This is a genomic window from Butyricicoccus sp., assembly GCF_977037065.1.
This window is the reverse complement of the sequence record NZ_CDRQNY010000014.1, coordinates 1-22,444: the sequence shown is the minus strand read 5'-3', so window position 1 is coordinate 22,444 and position 22,444 is coordinate 1. Positions and strand designations below refer to the sequence as shown.

Sequence of the window (22,444 nt, the reverse complement as noted above, 5' to 3'; positions counted from 1 at the left end):
CAATCTTTTTTCTCTAAAAGCGCTTAGTCTGTATAAATGATCGTTCCGTCGGATTTTCGGCGGAAGTGGCAGAAAAACGTATCCCAATAAAGCTGGGCAAATTCCGGAGTATAGGTATGCGGCGTGTCTGTGATGCCGGTGAACTTTACCAGCGGAACACGTTCTGCGTTCACAAAGGTGCGGGTATGATACTTGCCGTTTTCACGGTCAATGCCACCTGTGCGATCGAGATCGTTCAGTTCACACATCATATCGAGAAAACGGTCGTTGATCGAGCCGCAGTCCAACTTGTCCTGATCGCCGATATCCTCGGCACCCATCATCAGCCATACCGGACGGATGATGCCATCCTTGCGGATAGTACGATCAGCAGCAGTACCGTCCAATCCCATATGATAAGGTGCGCCCTGTGGTCCGAAGGCTGCAAATGCAAGCGGTCGTTCCTCCATCAGTCGCTGCGTCAGCAGAGAGCCATTGGAGTGACCGGAAACGTAAACACGTTCAGAGTCAACCGGATAGGAGTTTTTAACACTGCTCAATACATAGTCAATGTATTTCACATCATCGGTTTGCGCATGGATATTCAGCGCATTCCACGAAGGAAGAGGCACGGTGTGTCCGCCGCTGATGCCGTTATCGGGAAAAGCGGAAACATAAACCAGAAGAAAACCACGCCGTTCGGCTAACTCGTGCCAACTGCTGTTTTCTGCAAACAATTCGCCGGTGCAGCTGTATCCATGAATGGCCAGTACCAACGGCAGCAGCTTTCCGGTACGGAGTGCCGTAGGTTCGTATACGAACCATTCGCGCTGTCTGTTGTCTATCTCGGCGGTGAAGCGGTGAAGTCTCATGTCCTGCCATGTTCGAGCGGGTCGGAAATCGCCGTTGCCGATGCTCAACCACCGTTTGAAGCGGAGCACAAATTCTGCCATGCGGCGGTATTTTTCATCTGCTTCGGGATTCCATCGACCGGGTTCGGTGTGCCAGATTTCCACCATCGGCAGACCGTTCGGCTGGTCAAAATACTGCTTGAGATTTTGACGATAGATATATGCCGCATCGTTGTAAAGCTGTTCGTCGCTGGCATCGGCTGCACGTTTCAGGCTGTCCAACAGAGGAGTAGCTTTGCCAATCAGCCAGGCCGGCATCGCCACATCCAGTTTGGACTTGTTTGCTTCTCGGTCAGAGCGGATGCTGCGGAGCTGTGCCATTAAATCCGGATGCAGGTCGTAGTCTCCATCCAGAGCGACAGCTGCAATCAATGCCGAGTTGAGCATGGCGTATGCTGCTGCAACGTAAGCGCCGTTTCCGAAACCCATGCAGTAGTAGGTGGCTTCGTTCATGCTGAAATACACGCGGGCAATGGATTTTTTGAAAACCGCTTCGCTATAACTGATTTCGCTTTGAACATCTTTTTTATCCCAGCCACCGGAACGGGATTCAAGTACGATCAATGCGGCATTGGTCTGCTCGGCAACCGGCTTCCAGCCGCTGTTTTCCAGATAGTCTTCGGCAGATACGTTGTCATCCGGATACAGGAAGATGCCTGCGCCCGAAATTGGATAATGCTGAGGAATATACAGAAGGAACGAACGTGCTATGCCATCTATCTCGACTTCTTGCCGGATGCTTCCGGTAAAGAAGGGCTTAGTCGGATTCTGTGAGTCAACTGCCGGATAGGAAATTGGCTCCTTATTGTCAAGAAACATATTCAGATCACCAAGGGTATATACGTTGCCGTCGATATCCAGACAATATTCACGTTTCATCGTCTTCCCTCCCGTATTTCTTTTTGATGATATAAGCATACCGGTTTCTTACCAATTTTCCAATGCGGGTATTTTTTGATTTATGGGGGTGTTTTTTCGGAGTTGGCGGAGAGACGTAAAAATCACCCCATATTTGTTCGCACAAAGAAGAACCGCCGACCGGAGGACCGATCGGCGGCAGAGAAGAGAGATGAGTCGAAAGATGCGGAGAATGATTTCAAAGTATGGTTTTGATCTTTGGATCAAAACCGGGTGCATAACGCGGCGGATCCTGTTGTGTGTCGATATCGTACAGGAATTGCAGATTAGCTGCGGCCCAAATCGGGTCATGCCGCCAGTCACCCTCTACGGCAATAGAGCCGGAGCCGAATGACTCGGCTGCGCTGCGCAGAGAGGGAGAAAGACAGGCTGCACCGTTATCCACAGCGTTGTGCATAGCTTTGCGCAAGGTGGACAAATATTGTTGGGCGTCCATCATTTCTGCGTTGTGGCCAGTGAAAATGCGTTTGCATTTATTGCCTGCGGCATTAAGAAAAGCCTCCAGAGAGCGCAGACAGCTTTCCAGTGAATATCCGCTCAGTTGGAGCCATGCACTGTCCGGAATTTCACGGCGGTTGCTGCCAAACGAATCGGATGCAAACAGATCACCTGTGTTTTCATCTAAAACAACAACGCTGCCGGGGGTATGTCCGGGCGTAGCATAGATTTGCAGTACGGTGCCGCCGAGATCAAAGCGCATGCCGCCTTTCAAATCCTCAATATGGGTAAAGTCCAATCCGCAGTCCAGTTGCTTCATAGATTTGTCAGCATAGGGAGCATAGACCTTACATCCGTATTCAATAAATTTTTCAGCTTGTGCAATATGGTCGGGATGACCATGTGCGATGAGCAGATCGACAGGAAGACCGCCGGTAAGTGCGTGACATAGCGCCGGAAGATCACCGTCATAGTCCCAGCCGGCGTCAATCAGTGCAGCGCGTTTTTGACCTATGATGAGATACATGCGGTCGAGATCGAAATCCTCAATACGGATGAGACCGGCAACCGTATCCGACGGTTCGCGCAGCAGAGAATGGCGGAATACGCCTTTGGGGCGGCAGGCAAAACGGTAGGTAAACGCAACAGTATCGCTCGGCTGCAGACCATCTGCCTGCGCAAAAGCGCGGATGGTGACGGATTCCACTCCGTCGGTATGTTTGACCGGAATCAGACCTGCTTCTCGGTGATAGACCGGACTGTTCGATGTCGGCTCGGTGCCGTCTGTTGTGTAGCGAATCACGGCATGCGGTGCCGCGCAGGAAAGATTAACATGAAGTGTGGACAGTTCGTAAGTACCTTCCGCCGGAAAAACGGACGGGATAGCAGTTTTTCCCATAACGCAAAACTCCTTTGCCGTGTTGTAGGAGAGAAAATATCGGTGCCGGTTCTCTCACTGTAACCAGTATAGCAGACTGGCAGGCAGACAGAACAGGTCGTTTTTTAGATTCACAGGGGGTATCTTTTGAACCTGCCGTAAAAATTTGAATCATGAGAAGTTTTATGGTACTTTATTATTAGAAGAAGAGAACACCCGAGCAAAGAGAGGATGGGGAATAGCCGTGTTGAGAATTATCATTGCGGATGATGAATTTGATATTGTTGAGTTATGCCGTGCGCTGATCACCTATCCCGGTGCAAAGATAGTCGGTGAAGCGTGCAATGGCATAGACCTGTTGAAAAAGATAAGAGAACTCAATCCGAATGTTGTCATTACGGATATTTGTATGCCGGGCATGACCGGACTGGAACTGATCGAACGCGCCAAACAGGAATTCCCGGCCGTAAACTTTATTGTGATGAGCGGCTACACTGAGTTCCAGTACGCGCAGACAGCACTGCGTTTCGGCGTATGGGATTACCTGCTCAAGCCACTCAAAAAAGCCGAACTGAACCGAGCGCTCGAAAAGCTGGATCATGAACTGGGCGATCGGGCCGAGCAGCGGCAGGAGGCAGCCCGTGTACAGAATGAACTGCAGGAGAGTATGGACATCCTGCGGGAGCAATACGTGCGTACTGTATGGGAGACCGGACATACGCCGACACGTTTCCAACGGCATGGCGGTGAGTTGTTTGTGCTGGATAACGCAAAACTGCAGTGTGTGACCTTCTGCATTGACAGCAATTTTACTGCATCGTCCGATGAGGCCGGTTCACTGGTCAATCAGGTGAGCGATACGCTCGAGCACATTCGAGCGCTTGCACAGGAGCACAGCACTCTGCTATCGGCGTTTTCTGATCATCTTGATGCCGTATGCCTGCTGTCCTATTCCGCAGAGCAGGCTGAATCCGAAAGCGAGACGCTGCTCCGTGCTATTAGACAGGAGATTCGCAGCCTGAACAGCGTCAATCATCTGATCCATTTGACCGGTGCAGCAAGTAAGCTGTTGGACGGCGATACTGAAAATATTCCGACTGCGGTAGAGCAGGCGAAAACAGCGCTCAAGTGGCGTCTAGAAAAGCGGCAAAGCTCGGTACTGGTGTTCAATGAACAGACCGATGCTGCATTGCGGGAAATCGTCATGTTTTATACCGGCGAGTGGGAAAACTTGCTGAGTGATGCGGTGGAGCACATGAATACGGACAGCGCCGCTGCCCTCATTCGTCGGGTATGGAGCAAGTGGGAAAGCGAGAATATCGTACCAGGCAGCCGCTATTTTCTGCTGGAGCAGATGCTGTCCTGCCTCAATAATGCGGCAGAACAGCTGCCTCGTGATGAGCAGGCCCGGGCACCTCGGCTGCTGGAGCCGTTTGACGTACTGTGCAGCGGTTATTCCTGCGAAGAACTTGCAACACGTTTTGTAGAGCTGACAGCGCAGATGCTTGAGAACTGCCGTCAGTTTGTGCAAAATCGGGAGAATAATGTGATTCGACAGGCAAAAAACTTTGTGACACAGCATTATGCAGAGAGCATCTCTCTGGCGCAGGTAGCAAAGCATGTATGCCTGAGCACATCGTATTTCAGCACGCTGTTCAAGACCGAGACCGGTGTTGGATTTGTCGAGTATTTGCAGCATATCCGCATTGAACAGGCGAAGAAGCTACTGAAGACCTCAAAGATGCGCATTGCAGATATTGCTGAGAAAGTAGGCTACCGCGATATCAAGTTTTTCAACAAGATTTTTGTAAAGGAAACTACGGTTACTCCGTCTGAGTACCGTAAATTCTATTCGTGAGGCTGGAAGCACCATGAAACATTGGAAAGAGATTCGCAATCAACGAAGTGTATGGCTATTTGCGGGCGGCTTTGTGCTGTTGCTGGGTGTCATGACAGGAATGCTGTGCACGCTCGGCAGACGTGGCATTATACCAATATGCGGTATCACGACAGCTCTGCTGGCGATGACCATCAGCTATACAGCGGAACTGCGGTGTAATATTGGCAGACGACGTGCGTTGGAAAATATGCTGACAGACGGCGATCCGGATTATTTTGAACCGGAGGAAAAAGACCGTCTGCTACACATGGATGATCAGGAAATGCTTGAGCAGGTGTTTGACAAACTGCATGAGGTATCTATTTCACGAGCGCTGAAGACCGAAGCCGAGTTGCACGCGCTGCAAAACCAAATCAATCCGCATTTCCTGTATAACACACTGGAAATCATCCGCAGCCGCGCTATGCGGCGAGGCAGCGAGGATGTAGCGGAGATGGCCGAAGCACTTGGCATGCTGTTCCGCTACTGCATTAACAACCCGGGCGAACTGGCTACGCTGGCACAGGAATTGGACAATGTACATCACTATTTGCTCATTCAGCGGTATCGCTATGGCGATCGCTTCACCTATGAGGAGCATATCGAGAATGAAGACGTAATGGACAGCAGTCTGCCCGTTATGACACTGCAGCCGCTGGTGGAAAATGCGCTGTCACATGGTATTAACCGCCGGGTAGATGGCGGTAAGATCACCATGCGTGTGGAAAGTGTAGGAAGTCGTCTGCAAATTTCAGTAGAGGATAACGGTGCCGGTATTGCGGAAGATGAGCTACGTCGTGTGCGCAAAAGTTTGCGGGAACGCAGCGGCCCGATTGAACGCAGAGCAGACAGTTCTCGGTCAACAGGTATTGCGCTGCGAAATGTCAACCGCCGTATCCAGTTTTATTTTGGCATGCAGTACGGTGTGGATGTGGCCAGCACGCAGGATATCGGTACAACAGTTATCGTAACACTGCCGCAGATGAGGGGAAATTAAACCATGAAACAGGAGATTCTTTATCTGGAGCAGATTGTTACCGCACAGCCGTCTGGACAGAATCTGGAGTATGTTTCCCTGTCCCTTCGAGCGGGTGAAATACTGGGTGTTACGGGTATCAGCGAAAGCGGCGCCTCTGTGCTGGCGGATGTACTGTGCGGCAAGTTATGCCCGGCTTCGGGCACAATCTATCTGGATGGCGTTCCGGTCAGCTACCGTTCGGAGAACGAAGCCCGCAAGCTGGGAATTTACGAGATTACCCATCAAGCTTCCGTAGTGAATGGTATGACAGCGGCGGAAAATCTGGTAGTATTGCGCGGATTTTCGTGGAAAAATCTATTTTTGCACCGAAAGAATATAGATGAACTGTCCAAACAAGTGTTTGAACACTATGGCATCGGCTGTGAGCCGCACGCCCGCGGCAGCAGTCTGACAAACGAGCAGCGGCTGGAAATCTCGATCTGCCGTGCACTGTTGTGCGGCGCAAAGGTGTTGATCTGCCGAGAGGCCGGTGAGGGTCTTGACAGGGACGAACTGATACGTTTTGCCGCCTTCCTACATCAGCTGAGGGATGAAGGCGTATCGGTCATTGTATTTAATTCCAGTGTATCTAAGGTGCTGCAATATGCGAATCGTATCGCGGTGATGCGCGGCGGCATGATATGTTGGGAACGTCTGCGGAAGGATATGACGGCTTATGGTATTCATCAGCGCCTGCGTATTTCATCAACGGGGGTGTCTCCGAAGGAAAGGACCGTGCCGCGGCTGTATCTCTCGCTGCAGGAAATCTGTCTGATAGATAATGATATAGCGCCGTTTTCTGTGGATTTATACACCGGACGAGCCGCAGGAGTGCTGTGTGGCGGTTTAAATGGCAGGGGTATCATATACCGTATGTTTTCCGGGCAGGGGCAGACGGAAGGTATTGCAATGCAGGACGGCCGGATGTACCATTTAGCTGATTGGCGGCAGCGGCATGCAAATGAGATTTGCTGTATAGGACCGCGCTTTTGGGAGAAGGGCGTATTTGAGAATCTGACAGCGGCAGAGAATATCGTATTCCGGTCGATGAATCGTTTTCGTGAACGCGGTGATGTGATCAATCGTCGAATGCTGCGGTTGGCGCTACGTGATTTTGCAGCGGAGATGGGCTTTGATCCGGAAGGGTTGGACGTATATCCGCGTCACCTGTCCAGTCGTATGCGGGATCAGCTTGTGCTGCTGCGTGTCATGTTTGCACCGGTTGGTCTGCTGGTATTGGACTATCCCTTTTATACCATTGATGAGCAGATTAAAGCGGAATTGCTGCACTGTATTGCGGTACTTCGCGCACGAGGAACCGCCGTGCTGTGGAGCTCCAATGACCGCTCAGTGCTGCAGGATAACTGTGAAAGTGTTACGGTTTGTGAATAAAGCATGCTTGATAAAAAAACTGACCGTTTTTCAGCAATGTAACTAAGTTAATGTGAAAATGCCAGCACATTGAAAGAATTCAGTGTGCTGGCATCTTTGGGGTAAATATTTGAAGAAAACGCTTTACAAATAAGCTCGGGGCAGCTCTCCGGAACCAGGAGAAGAAAAATAAATATTCGCTGCCGGAACTTCTATCCGCATTAAACTGCCCGTGCAGCAGCTATTATTACAAGCAAAAGCGCGCAAAGAAGCAGGATAAATACTGCCATGTCAAAGAGAAAATCAAGGATATTTTTGAAGCAAATCATTGCTGTTATGGATACCGGTGCATTCATGCTGCGCTGAAAAAAGAGGACTGACGGCTATCCGAAAAGGTAATTCGCCGCCTTATGAAGCAAGTAGGGGTGCAGGGAGCGAACAGAAAGAAGACACGCTACAGTTCCTATCGGGGAGAAATTACGCCAGCTGTCCCCAATCTTCTAAAGCGGGATTTTCACGTAAATCGTCCCAATGAAAAGTGGCTGACTGATATTACTGAATTTGCAATCCCTGCCGGTAAGGTTTATCTTTCTCCAATCATCGATTGCCTTGATGGTATGTCTGTTTGCTGGCGCATTGGCACCAGTCCGAGCGCAGAGTTGACAAATGGAATGCTAGACAAAGCGATTTATCTTCTAAAGGTCGGAGAGCATCCGATTGTCCATACGGATCGTGGATGTCACTATCGCTGACCGGGCTGGAGCAGCCGTATGGATGCAGCGTATTTGCATCGATCCATGTTCAAGAAAGGGGGCTCGCCTGATAATTCAGCCTGTGAAGGTTTCTTTGGGCGAATGAAGAACGAGATGTTTTATGGGATTTCATGGCTAAACATTTCAATAGAGGAGTTTATTCATATAGTCGAAGAATATATGGTTTGGTATCAAAAAAACAAATCAAGATTTCTCCGGGCGGGCTTAGCCCTCTGGAGTATAGACAAAAACTCGGCCTATCGGCATAGTCCAAGATTTTGTCCGCAGCCCTCAGAAAGATTACACCAGAAACCGAAAGCTATCACTCAAAAAGACCATTTCGGCTGTCTTGACATTTCGAAGCGGAACGCTGACACACGATATTAAGGATTTTTCGAACTGAGTCCGTCTGTTCCAACGTCTCCTGCATCCATTCAGCAGCGAGCTAAAATTATCCCAGAAGCGTTCGAATATCTCTTTCACAGATTTACAGCAAGCACTGACAAACATACAACCTGTCGAGGACTTCGACCTCTGGCGGTCGATAGATCTGATTTGCGATGCGCAACGAATCCTGATGACCCAGATTCTTTCCCGGAGCAAGTGGGAAACTTCTTTCCGCAAATTAAAGTACATGCTGTCCTTACTTTACTTACACGCAAAAAAAGATGGACTTCATCTTTCAATAAATCTTTGCAAAACTGATGATATACAATTTTTGTCAACCAATTACCCGTTCTACCGTCATTGAATCGGCAAAAAAGAAATACACCTATAAGGTCAATTTCTCTGATGCTGCACATATTTGTCTGCAATTTTCCCTCAGCAGAGTCCGTCCACCAGAGCTTGAATCCTTGCTTATGAGATTCACTTCGCCTATTCGCCTGGGTCGAAAAGATACTCGTAAGACACGACAGAAATCTGCTGTCAACCTCATCTACAGAGCAGCATAATTCTTTTCTTTTGAATAGACTTTTAAGCGGATTTTTTATACGCTTTGTTCTCATACTTTCGTGCTCGTAAAGTAGCGCACAGTTCGCTTTCGCTTTGCCGTGCGCTGTTCTCGCTTATTCGATTGTTTGCATCTTTAGGGCTTATCTAAGTGACATTGAACCAAGGTTCTCCTGTTTTTTATTTAATTGAACGCTTCATCATTTTGCTCGGCGAACATACGCTGCACACGGTCGAGCAGGATGGGATAGCCGGCGAGTGTTGGGTCGGCGGCCAGCAGCGCTTCCGCTTCCTCGCGGGCGTTCTGCATGAGCGCAAGGTCAGCCGCCAAATCCGCAACGTGCAGTGCGGGCAGGCCGTGCTGCCGCTGACCGAAAAAGTCACCTGGACCGCGCTGCGCGAGGTCTGCGCGTGCGACCTCGAAGCCGTCACCGGTCCTGCACAGGATGCGCAGGCGCTCCCGCGCGACCTGTCCCTTATCCGCGCCGAAGAACACGCAGTACGACTGCCGTGTACCGCGGCCGACACGTCCGCGCAGCTGATGCAGCTGCGACAGACCGAACCGGTCTGCGTCCTCGACCACCATCAGATTGGCGTTCGGCACGTCCACACCGACCTCGATAACCGTCGTTGCAACCAGAATATCGTATTTCTGCGCTGCAAAATCGCGCATGATCTGATCTTTTTCCGCGTTTTTCATGCGTCCGTGCAGCACAGCCACACGCCGGTGCGGAAGCAGCCTCTGCAGGTCTTTTGCGTGCTGTTCCGCACTTTTCAGCTTGGTTTCTGCATTTTCGCTGTCCTCGATGAGCGGACACACGACGTAAGCCTGCCCACCGAGACCGACCTGCTTATCAATGAAGGCAGTAATACGCTTGCGCATGTTTTCGCCCACGGCGTAGGTCTCAACCGGACTTCTTCCGGGCGGGATCTCGTCCAGCACGGACACATCCAGATCGCCGTACATGATGAGTGCGAGCGTGCGCGGAATCGGCGTAGCCGACATGACGAGCACATGCGGCGAACCGCCTTTCGCGGACAGCGCGGCACGCTGCGCCACACCGAACCGGTGCTGCTCATCCGCGATAACGGCACCCAGCCGATGAAACTGCACACCCTGTTGAATGAGCGCGTGTGTGCCCACGACCACCTGCGCCGCGCCGGTCTCGATGGCGGCCAGTGCCGCACGTTTCTGCGCGGCAGTCATCGAGCCGGTAAGCAGCGTGCACGAGATGCCCAGCTTATCCAGCATGGGTGCAAGCGTTTCCGCGTGCTGCGCGGCGAGGATTTCGGTCGGCGCCATGAAAGCCGCCTGCCAGCCGTTCTGCGCGGCCAGCGCACACAATCCGGCCGCCACGACCGTCTTGCCCGAGCCGACATCACCCTGCACCAGCCGGTTCATAGGCCGTCCGGAGGCGCAGTCTGCCGCGATCTCCATAATCGCACGCCGCTGTGCGCCGGTCGGTGTAAACGGCAGGGCTTCAAAGAACGAATCCAATCCATTCGAGGTAAAAACAATGCCGGAATCCGCCTTTCGACGCTCCTTCAGCTGCTGCAGGCCGCAGCAAAGCAAAAACAGCTCCTCGAATACCATACGTCGGCGTGCCTGCGCCACATCGTCCTTGGTTTTCGGCCGGTGAATTGCAGAAAGTGCGTCTACTGCGTCCGGCAGGCGGTATTTCGCCCGCAAAAGTTCAGGCAGCGGATCGGGCCATTCACCGGTCAGCGTGTCGAGCGCGGCAGCGGTTACACGCTCAAGATCGCGCTGGGTCAGTCCCGCCGTCAGCGGATAGACCGGCACGATGCGTCCCGGGTGGTCAGCGTCCGATGCTACCTTCTCCGACTGCGGGGAAACCATTGTGCGGCCGCGTCCATAGCCCTGCACCTTGCCGTAGAACACATACTCCTGTCCGACGCGGAGCTGCGCCGCAGCATACGGATTGTTGAAGTAGGTGACGTTCAGCGTGCCGGTTTCATCGTAAATCGTACACTTGACCAACGTCAGGCCCTTGCGGATACGGTTGACCTTAGGTTCGGTGCCGACCACCGCGCGCACAGCATACTTGTCCTCCATGTCGATTTCCGCAATCGGCGTGATGTGGGTGCGGTCCTCATAGTCGCGCGGGTAGGTCTCGAGCGCGTCACGCAGCGTGCGTATATGCAGTTTTTCGAGCAGCTTCGCCTTTTTCGGGCCGATGCCCTTGACGAACTGGATGCTGTCATCAACCGATGGCATGGGGATTCTCCTTTGGGAATTTTGATTTGCAAGGCGCCCGCTTTACGAGGTGCACGAACCGCGCAGGCGGTTCGCCCATTCTGGGCGGCACCCTTTTTCTGCACCGATTGACCGGGGCGCACGAACCGCGCAGGCGGTTCGCCCATTCTGGGCGGCGCCCTTTTTTCTGCACCAATTGACCGGGGCGCACGAACCGCGCAGACGGTTCGCCCTAACGGGCGGAGCGTTTTTCGCTGAAGTTCAGCGGGAGTTCGCCTACGCGGCGGGCGCATAAGAGGGATGGACACCAAAGGTTTCCACCCCTCTTATGAATCTCCCCGTTTCCTCTTAGCACGGCGAAATTTGCAGAACTGAGACTATAAAGGAATGGCAGAGGATTTTTTCTTCCGCAGGACGACTGATAGCCGTCCATGTATCCGCGTATTCGCAGTGTCAGATACCTTTCTGCTACACATACGGGCAACTCTACGCAGGGTGCGGCATAACAGTGCCGCACCCTGTGTAGCAGTTCGCTATCTATGAACTGCGAACAGGTTGCGAAAGACACGCTGTGGTAACCCGACTGCCGTTCCCCTTTTCGAAGCGGTCGCCGCTCTCTGGTCTGCGCCAGACTAACAAACAAAGGGAAAGGGGTGATTCACAAGAGGGTGGAAACCGCAGGTGTCTACCCTCTTGTGCGCCCGCGCGGCGTCAGCGCACGTCCCCGCCGCAGGGCGCGGCAAATCCCCCGCTTGATACAAGCGAAAAACCTCCCGCCCGTTAGGGGCGAACACGCCTGCGGCAGTTCACGTACCCCGCTCAGCCGGTGCCGGAAAAGGCTGCTCTCAATACTCGCGGTAAACCGCCTTGACCACGCCCAAAATCTGGCACCCGGTGCCGTTGATCGGCGGATACGCCGGATTCTCCGGCATGAGCCATACGCCGTCCGGCGTGATGTTGAGCGTCTTACAGGTAGCCTCATCCTCGAGCAGCGCAATCACGATGTCGCCGTTGCGCGCCTGTATATCCTGCCGGATAATGACCAGATCATCATCCATAATGCCCACACCGATCATCGAATCGCCGCGAATACGCAGCGCGTAATACTCGCCGCCGCCCGCTGCCGGCTCGAACGGCACATAGCCGATATGCTCCTCTACCGCGAGGATCGGCATACCGGCGGTGACGCGGCCCAGAATCGGCACGCGCGGCACCATGGAAGGGCCGCTGACCGGCGTCAGCGCACGCGATTTATGCTCATTCGGCTCCAGATAACCGGCCTCCTGCAGCTTTTTCAGGTGCGCATGCACGGTGGACGGCGACCGCAGTCCCATCTCTGCACCAATCTCGCGCACCGAAGGCGGATAGCCGTGTTCGAGGGAATAACTGCTTATATAATCCAGTATCTGCTGTTGTTTGGCGGAAATCTTCTTCATTTTCGGCACTCCTCGCTGTTTCCGTCGGAACATACGTTCGTAATTTTATCCTTATTATACCGCAATCCGCTGCAATAAGCAAACATTTGTTTGCATTAACCTGCACGAATTTTCCGCGTTAATCGACACTATCCTTCAATTTATCCATTTTTCTGCCGCCGTGTTGAAAAATAACGCAGTTTCATCACCTCATTGCTTGTATTTTACATGATTTTGTTATATCATATAAACAGCAAAAATATTGATTATTGCAAGGGGATCCGCATTCTGCGCCCCTAACTCGCAGGGAGGTTTTTATATGACCATCAAGACCGATCTCGGATATATCGACATTACCAACGAGGTGCTGGCCGGCATTGCCGGTTACGCGGCATCCTCCTGCTTCGGTGTCAAAGGCATGACCATCCGCTCCATGTCGGACGGACTGGCGCACCTGCTCGGACTGGAAAACCAGTCGCGCGGCGTAAAGGTCACCGAGGCTGTGGACGGCGGTGTCAACATCGACCTGCACATTGCAGTCGAGCACGGCGTAAATATTGCCACCGTCTGCCGCTCCATCATCGGCGAGGTGCGCTACAACGTCGAGCGCCTGACCGGTGTGGACGTGAAGAACGTCGATATCTATGTAGAGAGCATTAAGGCGGACTAACTTCCGCCATACCGAAAGGGCAGCTGTGCCCTTTTCCGCCGCGTTGGCTTGCGGCAACACCTTTTACTTTTAGGAGAGTTAGATAAATGGCAGATCATAAAATCAACGGTGCGCTGTACCGGTCCATGGTGATCGAGGGCGCACTCGCCATTGCCGAAAAGAAGGAACAGGCAAACGAACTGAACGTATTCCCGGTGCCGGACGGCGATACCGGCACGAATATGTCCATGACGATGGGTTCCGCGATGGCTGAGATGGAAAAGCTCGCTGAGCCGACCCTCGCCAAAGCGGCAGATGCGACCGCTTCCGCGCTGCTGCGCGGCGCGCGCGGCAACTCGGGCGTTATCCTGTCGCTGCTGTTCCGCGGCATGGCGAAAAAGCTGCGCGAGACCGAGGAGGCTGATGGCCGCACACTCGCGCTTGCGCTGCGCGAAGGCGTAGACACCGCCTACAAGGCGGTTATGAAGCCCGCTGAGGGCACCATCCTGACCGTATCGCGCGTTGCGGCACAGCACGCGGTCGAGCTGTGTCAGGCCGAGCCGACGCTCACCGCAGAGCAGGTTCTGGCAGCGATCCTCGAGCAGGGCCACACCGCACTCGAGGAGACCGTTCACCAGAATCCGGTACTCGAAAAGGCAGGCGTGGTTGACGCCGGCGGCTTCGGCTTTATCACCATCTTCGAGGGCATGCTGGACGCGCTGCGTGGCATCCACAAGGAACGTGCTGTTACGGCAGAGCCGACCAAGTCCACCGCAGACTTCGCTGCGATTAACGACGAGGACATCACCTTCACCTACTGCACCGAGTTCATCGCATCCCGCAAGGACAAGGCACGCAATGTTGCTCGTCTGCGCTCCATCCTGAACGAAATCGGCGATTCTCTGGTCGTTGTCGAGGATGATGATATCGTCAAGGTACACGTTCACACCGACCAGCCGAACAAGGCGCTCGAGGAGGGCCTGAAATTCGGCCCGCTGCTGACCGTCAAGATCGAGAATATGCGTGAGCAGCACACCGCCAAGGTCATCGAGGGCACGGCAGACGCGCCTAAGGAACGCGTGATCGTCCCCGCAGAGAAAAAGTTCGGCTTTGTGGCCGTTGCCGCCGGCGAGGGTCTCAAGAGCCTGTTCACCGACCTCGGCGCGGACGTTGTCGTACAGGGCGGCCAGACCATGAACCCGTCCACCGACGATATTCTGCACGCTGTCGATGCCGTTCCGGCAGAGATCGTTTTCGTGCTGCCGAACAACAAGAACATCATCATGGCTGCCGAGCAGGCGGTTCATCTCTCCGAGGAGAAAAAGGTGATCGTCGTGCCCACCAAGACCATCCCGCAGGGCATTTCCGCCATGCTGGCAGTCGATCCGGAGGCCGGACAGGACAGCGAGCTGGCGCTTGCTATGCTGGACGCGGCAAAGCATGTCCGCAGTGGTCAGGTGACTTACGCCGCCCGCGACAGCGAGTTTGACGGCAAGAAGATCAAGCAGGGCGAGTATCTGTCGCTGTGCGAAGGCAAGCTGTGCGCCAACGGCAAGGAAACCTCGGTCATCAAGAAGCTGGCGCGCGAAATGGTATCCGACGACAGCGCCTTTGCAACCGTTATCTTCGGCGAAGGCGTTACCGAGGAGCAGGCCGCTGAGGTCGAGAACCTGCTGCACAAGGAAAACAAGGAGATGGAGATCAACGTCATCGACGGTGGTCAGCCGGTTTACTATTACATCATTTCGGTGGAGTAAACCATCCCCTAAGCATAAAAAAGCATCGGAAACTGCGTTTCCGATGCTTTTTTTCGTGAAATTTCGTCTGCTGTGATTTACTTTACAAGCTCAGCTGCCATATCGAACATCGCCTGTGCATCCAGACCGGTATCAAAGCCGCTGATGAGGTACGTTGCGCCGTCCTGCTCCCAGAGTACGGACTGGAACATTTTATCCTCCACCTCGTCCGAGCCGTAGCTGATAACGAGTTCGCCGTTCTTCTCCTGCTGCTTTTCCTCGTCGGACTTCTCGTAGTCGGGCGGTACGAAGCGGTAATGCGTATCGCGGTAGGTCAGCGTGACGCCGTTTACCTCGGCGGTCGTTGCCGGAACCGGATTGTCCATTTCGTCCTCGGTGAACACGCTGTAACTCTTGTAGGCAGAGAAGTTGAGTTCTACACCGTCCTTCTCGTAGGTTGCGTCCACCTCGGCGACCTTTTCGTTCTCGCCCATGTCGTTCTGCGCGGTCGTGTCCACGTCAAAGCCGTAGCTGAACGTGTACTCGCCGATCTTGTCAGGCAGGGTCAGTGCCACGCCTGCGTCCGCCAGATGCGCCTGCGTGCTCGACAGATCCAGCCGCTGGTCAGACCAGCTCTGACTGAAAATGCCGCCCATGCCGCCTGCCGCAAATGCGCCGGTCACCGCGATAGCCGCCACAGCGGCAACCGCCACAAAGCGTTTGCTCCACAGATGACGCTTGCGTGCCGGTGCATTGTTCAATGCGAATTTGACGCGCGTCTGCATCGAATCCGGTGCATGCAGCTCATCTGCACACTGATGCAGCATTTCCTTGATTTCACGTTCCATTTTGATTTCATCCATGATTTGCAGCCTCCTTCGGCTTCCGTTCTTCGGTCAGCGCCTGCCGCAGATGACGGCGAGCGGAAAAAAGGCGGGATTTCACCGTTCCCTCGGTCACGCCGGTCGCCTGCGCGATCTCGCGCACCGAGCGATCATCGAAGTAATACAGCACCACGGTCACGCGGCGTTTTTCGTCCAGCGTGTCGAGAGCGGCGTACAGACGGCGCTGCTCATCCGTCCGCAGTACGGCGGACAGTGCGCTCTCCGCGCTCCCGCCCGTGTCGAAAAACTCGGATACCGGTGTTTCCCGTTTGGCCTTGCGGCAATACTTCCACGCCGCGCGGGACAGCGTTTTGAGTAGCCACGGGCGGAATTTACTGCCGTCCCGCAGTGATTTGATGGACTGCGCACAGGTGACAAAGGCCTCCTGCGCCAGATCCTCGCCGTCCGTCCTGCTGCCGGTGATCAGGCACGCAAGGCGGTATGCATCGTCCTTGTAGCGCTCGTACAGCTCATCGAACGCCTGCATATCGCCGTGCTGCATGCGGCTGACAAGCTCTTTATCGTTCATAACTTTCTATCCTTTCCCTGGGTGCGTCTGTATATAAGAGCATCCACTCTGGATTCGGTTCATTTTATTTTCAGTGAAATCCGCGTCCTTCGACGCACCCGAGTATAAGAGCCGCGAAGCGGCGGGCCGGTTCATTTTTATTTAACGGACACTTTGTACAGTTTTGACGGTTGCGTTTAACGTGGATGTATTCTATACTTAATTTATAAAATCTGGATTGTGCCGCTGTATCGTGTGGTCGCTTGCGAAGCGAACCTAACTCGCCTGCCCGGCGAGGGCACAAGAAGGAGACAACCTGCGGTTTTCTCCTTCTTGTGAATCTTCCGCTTTCCCTTAGAGGGCACGGCGAAAATCGGAGAGACGAGACCGCTCCGAAAAGGGGAACGGCAGAGGATTTTTTCTTCCGTAGGGGAGCACAGTGTGCTCCCATGCCCCTGCCTATACGCAGTGCCAGATACTCTGCTGCTACACATGCGGTTCCGTCTCCGCAGGCGCGACATACCCGTGTCGCGCAACCCTTTGGCACGTTGTAACGGAAGGCACCTGCGAATTTAGGTATTCGCTACAATTTATCTTCGTAGACCCTGTCTATCATAACACGCTAACGAATTGTGCGGCACTGTTATCCCCCAGGGGACCTTCTCTTGCCCTTCGGGCAATTCACCTTGTGCCGCACCCAGCGTAGATTTAACCGCATGTGTAGCAGTAATCTATCCGACACTGCGAATATGCGGATACATGGACGTGCAAAGCGCGTCCTGCGGTAGAAAAAATCCTCTGCCGTTCCTCTATAGTCTCAGTTCTGAACAACCACCGTGCCCTCTCAGGAAAGGGGTGATTCACAAGAGGGTGGAAACCTTGGTGTCTACCCTCTTGTGCGCCTGCCGCGTAGGCAAGATTCCGCTCGCTTCACAAGCGACCATCCCCCCGTTAAGGGAAAAAGAAAGGAAGTGCTTCCATGAATCAGCACCAATTCTTCACAGGAGAAATTTTCGACGCCTACCGCTGGTTTGGCGCTCACATAGAGCAAAACGCTGTCGTTTTCCGTACCTTTGCACCCAATGCCAGCCGCATTACGCTGACCGGCGCGTGCAACGGTTGGACCGAAACCGATCTGGTACAGGACGGCCGCAGCGGCTTCTGGTCGGTCTCTGTGCCGGACGCCCGCGCAGGCCAGTTTTACAAATACCGCATCTACGGCCCGGACGGCTCTGTCACCGAGCACTGCGATCCCTACGGCTTTGCCATGGAGCTGCGGCCTGCCTGCTGCTCGATTATCACCGACCTTGACGAGTACCGCTTCACAGACGAGGCGTGGATGGCTGACCGCACGGCTTCGCCGGACGCACCGCTGAGCATCTACGAGATGCACCTCGGCTCGTGGATGCGCAATCCGGATGACGCAAACGGCTGGTACACCTACGATGAAATCGCCCGCCGACTGATTCCCTATCTGCAGGAAAACGGCTACACGCATGTGGAGTTTCTGCCGCTGTCCGAGCACCCGTTTGACGGCTCCTGGGGCTACCAGAACACCGGATTTTTTGCTCCGACCTCGCGCTACGGCACGCCGGCACAGCTGAAACTGCTGATTGACAAGCTGCATCATGCCGGTATCGGTGCGATCATGGATTTTGTACCGGTACACTTTGCCGTAGACTCCTACGGTCTGGCAAAATACGACGGCACGCACCTGTACGAGTACCCGCATAGCGCGGTCGGCGAAAGTGAATGGGGCAGCTACAATTTCATTCATTCCAGACGGGAAGTACGCTGTTTTCTGCAGTCTGCAGCCGATTACTGGCTCACTGAGTTTCATTTTGACGGTCTGCGCATGGATGCGGTCTCGCGCCTGATCTACTGGCAGGGCGATCCCGCGCGCGGCGTCAACGGCGACACGCTCGAATTCCTCAAAAATATGAACCGCGGTCTGAAAGCCCGCCATCCCTCGGCTCTGCTCATCGCTGAGGACTCGACTGCCTATCCCGGTGTCACCCGTCCGGTGGACGAGGGCGGCTTGGGCTTCGACTACAAGTGGGATCTCGGCTGGATGCACGATACGCTCGAGTTCTGCCAAACCCAGCCGGATCTGCGTCCGCGCGACCATGGCAAGCTGCTCTGGTCGATGCACTATTTTTCCAACGAGCACTACCTGCTGCCGCTCTCGCACGACGAGGTTGTGCACGGCAAGGCGGCAATCGTGCAGAAAATGTGGGGCGCGGACGAATGCGACAAGTATGCGCAGGCGCGTGTGATGTATCTGTATATGTTCACGCATCCGGGTAAAAAGCTGAATTTCATGGGCAACGAGCTGGGTCAGCTGTACGAATGGAGCGAAGCCGGTACACTGGACTGGGCACTGGCAGAACGTCCGTTCCACCGATTTTTCCACAGCCTGTGCAAAACTTATGTGGAGAATCCCGCGCTGCACGCAGATTATGCGCCGGATAATTTCCGGTGGGCGGAAAATCATGCGGATGCGCCCTGCGTATTCGGCATGGAGCGCCGTGCAAACGGAGAAACGCTGCTCGCCCTGTGCAATTTTGCGGACAGCGAACAGAACTTCACCGCTTCCCTGCCGAAGTTTACGATTCTGCTTGACAGCAATGCCGCGGAGTTCGGCGGCACCGGAGAGACGCTTGCCGTCTCCCACAAGGATAGTCTGTGTACGGTTGCGCTGCCGCGATACAGTGCGGTTCTGCTCAAGCTGTAAAATCGAAAAGCAGCCGAAAAGGATTTCTTTTCCGCTGCCGTATACAATTACCAACTGCTGATTTCTCATTGCGAATCAAAAAGCGCTCTGCCAAAAACAGAGCGCTTTTCCTATTTATTCGACCGAAATCGGCTTTACCATCTGATAATGCAGTCCGTTCTCATCGCGGTACTCGCCGCGCTGCAGAAAACCGAATTTATGATAAAAACCCTGTGCACGCATGTTTTTCTCGGCAACACGAGCACACAGCTCGCGCTTGCCGAGCGCACGGTACACGCTGATGGCCTGACCGAGAATCTGTCCGCTCAGACCGCAGCCGCGGTAGTCACCGGCAATGCAGAAGCCGCCGACCAGACCAATCTCCGGCTGCTCCTCCCACCAGGTTTTCAGGTAAACGAGCGCGACCTCCTTCCCGCTTTCCAAACAGCCGAAGGTGCATGCCCGCGGCGAAACCTTCTGTGCCCGCTCTACATCGCGGATGAGCGCATCCGGATCGAGGTTTGCATCCGTGCCGTAGGCATTCCTGTGCAGCTCGCGCATGAATCCCACAATTTTATCCACATCCTGTGGATTCTTTGGGTCAGCGCGGCGGAACCAGATCTGCGGCGACGCCGGAATACCCTTGGTATTCGTCCAGCCAATGGACGCAAACGTGGAGTATTCCTGCGGCAAATGCGAGGCATCATTCTCGTAAACCACGTCGATATTGCCGTTTTCGTCAAATTCCAGCTTGGCAACACAGGTGTTGTCACCCCAGCCGATTTCGCCCATCTGTTCGGGTGCAAAGCCGTGTGCAATCGTCAGCATGCCGCGAATCGCACTGCCGTGCGTCACTACTGCGACCTCTTTGCCCTCATTTTCGCGCACAATTGCGCGCACGCCGTCCAGCATGCGCTGACCGGCCTGCATGACCGTCTCGCCGTGCGGCGGCGCTGCTTCCCACGGACGGGCACACCACAGCGCGTACTGCTCAGGCCATGTGTGCGGCAGCTCGGCCCACGGAATGTCCTCCCAGTCTCCCATATCAATCTCGCGCAGCACCGGTCGGGTCTCCACCGAGAGATGATGCGGCTCTGCCACAGCCTGTGCCGTTACGCGTGCGCGGAACAGGTCGGACGAGTAAACCGCCGCAAGCGGCACATTCTCAAACCGCTTTGCCAGATACGGCAGCTGCTTGTATGCCCGCGTGGTCAGCAGCGCGTTGTACTGACCATGACACCGGCGGTATACATTGCCCTCTGCCTCAGCGTGACGGATGATGTAGACCGTGGTTCTCATCAGCCTACCTCAACTGCACCGGACAGCTCGGTGACGGACTTCACACCGTGTGCGTCCAGCCACTCGTTCAGCTCGGCAAGCGCCTTGACCGGAGCGGTCGGGTCGTTGAACATCACCGTACCCATGGCAACCGCGTCTGCGCCCGCAAGCATCATTTCGACAATATCACGTCCGGTTCGGATGCCGCCCATGCCGAGAATCGGCACGGAAACCGCCTTGCGCACCTGATATACCATGCGAACCGCAACCGGGAACACCGCCGGACCGGACAGACCGCCCATTACGTTGGACAGGATGGGCTTGCGCTTTTCGATGTCAATACGCATACCGAGCAGTGTATTGATGAGCGAAAGCGCGTCCGCACCTGCGGACTCCGCCGCGCGTGCAATCTCCGCAATATCGGTGACATTCGGGGACAGCTTGACGATCAGCGGCTTCTTCGCCTTGGCCTTGGCTGCCGAAACAACCTCCTCGACCATCTTCGGCTGGGTGCCGAATGCCATGCCGCCGCATTTTACGTTCGGGCAGGAGATGTTCATCTCGATGAGGTCAACATCCGCGTCCGAAATCTTCTCGACCATGCCCTCGTACTCCTCGACCGTGTTGCCGGAGACGTTGGCGATAATTTTGGTGTCGTACTGGCGCAGGAACGGAATCTGTTCCTCGATGAAACGGTCAATGCCCGGGTTCTGCAGACCGACACAGTTCAGAATACCCTGCGGGGTCTCCGCGATACGCGGCGCCGGATTGCCGAGCCGCTCGGTCGGGGTCAGACCCTTCACGCCGATGCCGCCAAGCTGGGACAGGTCAAAAAATTCGCCGTACTCATGGCCGAAGCCGAAGGTGCCGGATGCGGTCGTGATCGGGTTTTTCAGCTCAACGCCGCAAAAGTTCACTCTTAAATCTGCCATTACCACTCGACCTCCTCAGCATTGAACACCGGACCGTCCTTGCAGACATGACCGTAACGGGTTTCGCCGTTTTCCGACTTGAGCGCACACGCGCACACCAGACAGGCACCGATGCCGCAGCCCATACGCTCCTCCATCGAAACCTGACAGGGCACGCCGGCCTCCTTTGCAATCGCCGCAATCGCCTTCAGCATGGGCTTCGGACCGCAGGCCGCCACGCCGGTCGCACCTGCCACCTGCTCCTTCAGCACATCGGTGACAAAGCCGTGACGCGCGTAGGTGCCGTCGTCAGTGGTGACAAAGGTCTCGCATTCGTCGTGGAAGTCGCCCTCCAGGATTACCGCACCCTTGTTGCGGAAACCGAGGATTGCGGCAGGCTGTGCACCCTTTTCTACTGCCGTGCGTACACAGCCAAGCATCGGCGGAACACCAATGCCGCCGCCGATAAAGATTGGGCGGTCACCCAGTGCCTGTACGTCAAAGCCGTGTCCGAGCGGTCCAAGCACGTCGAGCACATCGCCGACCTTGCGTTCGCTCAGCCACTTCGTGCCGTCGCCCTTCACCTGAAAAACAATGCGCAGATGGCTGCCCTGCCAGGTGCAGATCGAGATCGGGCGGCGCAGCAGATGACCCTCACCGCATGCAATGTGGACGAACTGACCGCACTGCGTCAGTTTAACGATTTCCGGCGCGTCCAGCACCATCAGATACAGACCCTCGCCCAGCCGTGTATTTTCTACAACACGGCAGTTTTCCTGAATCGACATAACATTTCTCCCTCCGTTGATCGGTCTGCCGACGAAACAGTGGATTTTTCGACAGCAGGCGAAAAATTTTTCGATAGTTCTATTGTACAGGAAAATCGGGAAAAAGAAAAGATTCTCCTGCATTTTATGCAAAAGAAAAAGCAGCAACTTTCGTTGCTGCTTAGATGTAGGCGTTGAGTTATCTTCCCGGGCCGTCGCCAGCCAAGTATTGTCACCGTAAACGAGCTTAACTACTGTGTTCGGAATGGGAACA

The 22,444-nt window shown here is 54.5% G+C and carries 17 protein-coding genes and 1 rRNA gene; 8 read left to right on the top strand and 10 right to left on the bottom strand.

Annotated elements, in window-relative coordinates; all coding sequences use genetic code 11:
* Positions 1-23: 23 nt before the first annotated feature.
* Both ACWVX6_RS06495 and ACWVX6_RS06490 read right to left on the bottom strand, forming a co-directional pair.
* Positions 24-1,769: a hypothetical protein gene (locus tag ACWVX6_RS06495; RefSeq protein ID WP_455152681.1), complete on the bottom strand. Its 1,746-nt coding sequence runs from the start codon at positions 1,767-1,769 to the stop codon at positions 24-26.
* 217 nt (positions 1,770-1,986) lie between these two features.
* Positions 1,987-3,144, bottom strand: coding sequence for an MBL fold metallo-hydrolase (locus ACWVX6_RS06490; RefSeq protein ID WP_455152680.1), 1,158 nt, complete (start codon positions 3,142-3,144; stop codon positions 1,987-1,989).
* A gap of 223 nt (positions 3,145-3,367) precedes the next feature.
* Here ACWVX6_RS06490 and ACWVX6_RS06485 point away from each other — a divergent pair, with 223 nt between their 5' ends.
* The 5 genes from ACWVX6_RS06485 to ACWVX6_RS06465 all read left to right on the top strand — a co-directional run bounded on the left by ACWVX6_RS06485 (position 3,368) and on the right by ACWVX6_RS06465 (position 8,530).
* On the top strand, positions 3,368-4,981 hold the full coding sequence (locus tag ACWVX6_RS06485; protein ID WP_455152679.1) for a response regulator: 1,614 nt from the start codon (positions 3,368-3,370) through the stop codon (positions 4,979-4,981).
* Between the two features lie 13 nt (positions 4,982-4,994).
* The gene (locus tag ACWVX6_RS06480; protein ID WP_455152678.1) at positions 4,995-5,999 is read left to right on the top strand and encodes a sensor histidine kinase; all 1,005 of its coding nucleotides are present in this window, start codon (positions 4,995-4,997) and stop codon (positions 5,997-5,999) included.
* 3 nt (positions 6,000-6,002) lie between these two features.
* A complete protein-coding gene (locus ACWVX6_RS06475; RefSeq protein ID WP_118760725.1) occupies positions 6,003-7,412 on the top strand; it encodes an ATP-binding cassette domain-containing protein in 1,410 nt (469 codons plus the stop codon).
* 389 nt (positions 7,413-7,801) lie between these two features.
* Entirely contained in the window at positions 7,802-8,143 is a 342-nt protein-coding gene (locus ACWVX6_RS06470) for a DDE-type integrase/transposase/recombinase (protein WP_118760724.1), read from the top strand.
* Between the two features lie 18 nt (positions 8,144-8,161).
* Positions 8,162-8,530 carry an IS3 family transposase gene (locus tag ACWVX6_RS06465; protein WP_118760723.1) on the top strand — a complete coding sequence of 123 codons (369 nt, stop codon included), beginning with the start codon at positions 8,162-8,164 and terminating at the stop codon, positions 8,528-8,530.
* A 748-nt stretch (positions 8,531-9,278) separates the two neighbouring features.
* Here ACWVX6_RS06465 and recG read toward each other — a convergent pair.
* On the bottom strand, positions 9,279-11,336 hold the full coding sequence (gene recG, locus ACWVX6_RS06460; RefSeq protein ID WP_455152697.1) for an ATP-dependent DNA helicase RecG: 2,058 nt from the start codon (positions 11,334-11,336) through the stop codon (positions 9,279-9,281).
* Between the two features lie 818 nt (positions 11,337-12,154).
* Entirely contained in the window at positions 12,155-12,745 is a 591-nt protein-coding gene (gene lexA, locus ACWVX6_RS06455) for a transcriptional repressor LexA (protein ID WP_110435517.1), read from the bottom strand.
* Between the two features lie 298 nt (positions 12,746-13,043).
* On the opposite strand from lexA, the gene ACWVX6_RS06450 reads away from it, so the two are divergent.
* Both ACWVX6_RS06450 and ACWVX6_RS06445 read left to right on the top strand, forming a co-directional pair.
* Positions 13,044-13,394: an Asp23/Gls24 family envelope stress response protein gene (locus tag ACWVX6_RS06450; protein WP_118360094.1), complete on the top strand. Its 351-nt coding sequence runs from the start codon at positions 13,044-13,046 to the stop codon at positions 13,392-13,394.
* Positions 13,395-13,480: 86 nt separating this feature from the next.
* A complete protein-coding gene (locus ACWVX6_RS06445; protein ID WP_455152677.1) occupies positions 13,481-15,130 on the top strand; it encodes a DAK2 domain-containing protein in 1,650 nt (549 codons plus the stop codon).
* 77 nt (positions 15,131-15,207) lie between these two features.
* Here the strand turns inward: ACWVX6_RS06445 and ACWVX6_RS06440 are convergent, their stop codons facing one another.
* The gene (locus tag ACWVX6_RS06440) at positions 15,208-15,972 is read right to left on the bottom strand and encodes a hypothetical protein (protein ID WP_455152676.1); all 765 of its coding nucleotides are present in this window, start codon (positions 15,970-15,972) and stop codon (positions 15,208-15,210) included.
* On the bottom strand, positions 15,965-16,522 hold the full coding sequence (locus ACWVX6_RS06435) for an RNA polymerase sigma factor (RefSeq protein WP_455152675.1): 558 nt from the start codon (positions 16,520-16,522) through the stop codon (positions 15,965-15,967). The genes ACWVX6_RS06440 and ACWVX6_RS06435 overlap by 8 nt, the downstream gene beginning before the upstream one ends.
* Positions 16,523-17,480: 958 nt before the next feature.
* On the opposite strand from ACWVX6_RS06435, the gene glgB reads away from it, so the two are divergent.
* On the top strand, positions 17,481-19,235 hold the full coding sequence (gene glgB / locus ACWVX6_RS06430; protein WP_455152674.1) for a 1,4-alpha-glucan branching protein GlgB: 1,755 nt from the start codon (positions 17,481-17,483) through the stop codon (positions 19,233-19,235).
* A gap of 114 nt (positions 19,236-19,349) precedes the next feature.
* Here glgB and ACWVX6_RS06425 read toward each other — a convergent pair whose 3' ends face one another.
* The 4 genes from ACWVX6_RS06425 to rrf all read right to left on the bottom strand — a co-directional run.
* Positions 19,350-20,513, bottom strand: a complete 1,164-nt coding sequence (locus ACWVX6_RS06425; RefSeq protein ID WP_455152673.1) for a GNAT family N-acetyltransferase — start codon at positions 20,511-20,513, stop codon at positions 19,350-19,352.
* A complete protein-coding gene (locus ACWVX6_RS06420) occupies positions 20,513-21,424 on the bottom strand; it encodes a dihydroorotate dehydrogenase (protein WP_116704764.1) in 912 nt (303 codons plus the stop codon). Before ACWVX6_RS06420 ends, ACWVX6_RS06425 begins: the two co-directional genes overlap by 1 nt.
* Positions 21,424-22,191 (bottom strand): dihydroorotate dehydrogenase electron transfer subunit, encoded by a 768-nt coding sequence (locus ACWVX6_RS06415; protein ID WP_455152672.1) that lies wholly within the window; start codon positions 22,189-22,191, stop codon positions 21,424-21,426. Before ACWVX6_RS06415 ends, ACWVX6_RS06420 begins: the two co-directional genes overlap by 1 nt.
* A 165-nt stretch (positions 22,192-22,356) precedes the next feature.
* Positions 22,357-22,444, bottom strand: a 5S ribosomal RNA gene (gene rrf, locus ACWVX6_RS06410); the annotation flags it as partial.

Bases quoted from the DNA above. Each gene is read 5' to 3' on its own strand.
- ACWVX6_RS06480 (WP_455152678.1), top strand. From the start codon at position 4,995: ATGAAACATTGGAAAGAGATTCGCAATCAACGAAGTGTATGGCTATTT.
- ACWVX6_RS06490 (WP_455152680.1), bottom strand. From the start codon at position 3,144: ATGGGAAAAACTGCTATCCCGTCCGTTTTTCCGGCGGAAGGTACTTAC.
- ACWVX6_RS06470 (WP_118760724.1), top strand. From the start codon at position 7,802: ATGAAGCAAGTAGGGGTGCAGGGAGCGAACAGAAAGAAGACACGCTAC.
- ACWVX6_RS06435 (WP_455152675.1), bottom strand. From the start codon at position 16,522: ATGAACGATAAAGAGCTTGTCAGCCGCATGCAGCACGGCGATATGCAG.
- glgB (WP_455152674.1), top strand. From the start codon at position 17,481: ATGAATCAGCACCAATTCTTCACAGGAGAAATTTTCGACGCCTACCGC.
- ACWVX6_RS06475 (WP_118760725.1), top strand. From the start codon at position 6,003: ATGAAACAGGAGATTCTTTATCTGGAGCAGATTGTTACCGCACAGCCG.
- ACWVX6_RS06425 (WP_455152673.1), bottom strand. From the start codon at position 20,513: ATGAGAACCACGGTCTACATCATCCGTCACGCTGAGGCAGAGGGCAAT.
- ACWVX6_RS06495 (WP_455152681.1), bottom strand. From the start codon at position 1,769: ATGAAACGTGAATATTGTCTGGATATCGACGGCAACGTATATACCCTT.
- ACWVX6_RS06420 (WP_116704764.1), bottom strand. From the start codon at position 21,424: ATGGCAGATTTAAGAGTGAACTTTTGCGGCGTTGAGCTGAAAAACCCG.
- ACWVX6_RS06445 (WP_455152677.1), top strand. From the start codon at position 13,481: ATGGCAGATCATAAAATCAACGGTGCGCTGTACCGGTCCATGGTGATC.
- ACWVX6_RS06465 (WP_118760723.1), top strand. From the start codon at position 8,162: ATGGATGCAGCGTATTTGCATCGATCCATGTTCAAGAAAGGGGGCTCG.
- ACWVX6_RS06450 (WP_118360094.1), top strand. From the start codon at position 13,044: ATGACCATCAAGACCGATCTCGGATATATCGACATTACCAACGAGGTG.
- ACWVX6_RS06440 (WP_455152676.1), bottom strand. From the start codon at position 15,972: ATGGATGAAATCAAAATGGAACGTGAAATCAAGGAAATGCTGCATCAG.
- lexA (WP_110435517.1), bottom strand. From the start codon at position 12,745: ATGAAGAAGATTTCCGCCAAACAACAGCAGATACTGGATTATATAAGC.
- ACWVX6_RS06415 (WP_455152672.1), bottom strand. From the start codon at position 22,191: ATGTCGATTCAGGAAAACTGCCGTGTTGTAGAAAATACACGGCTGGGC.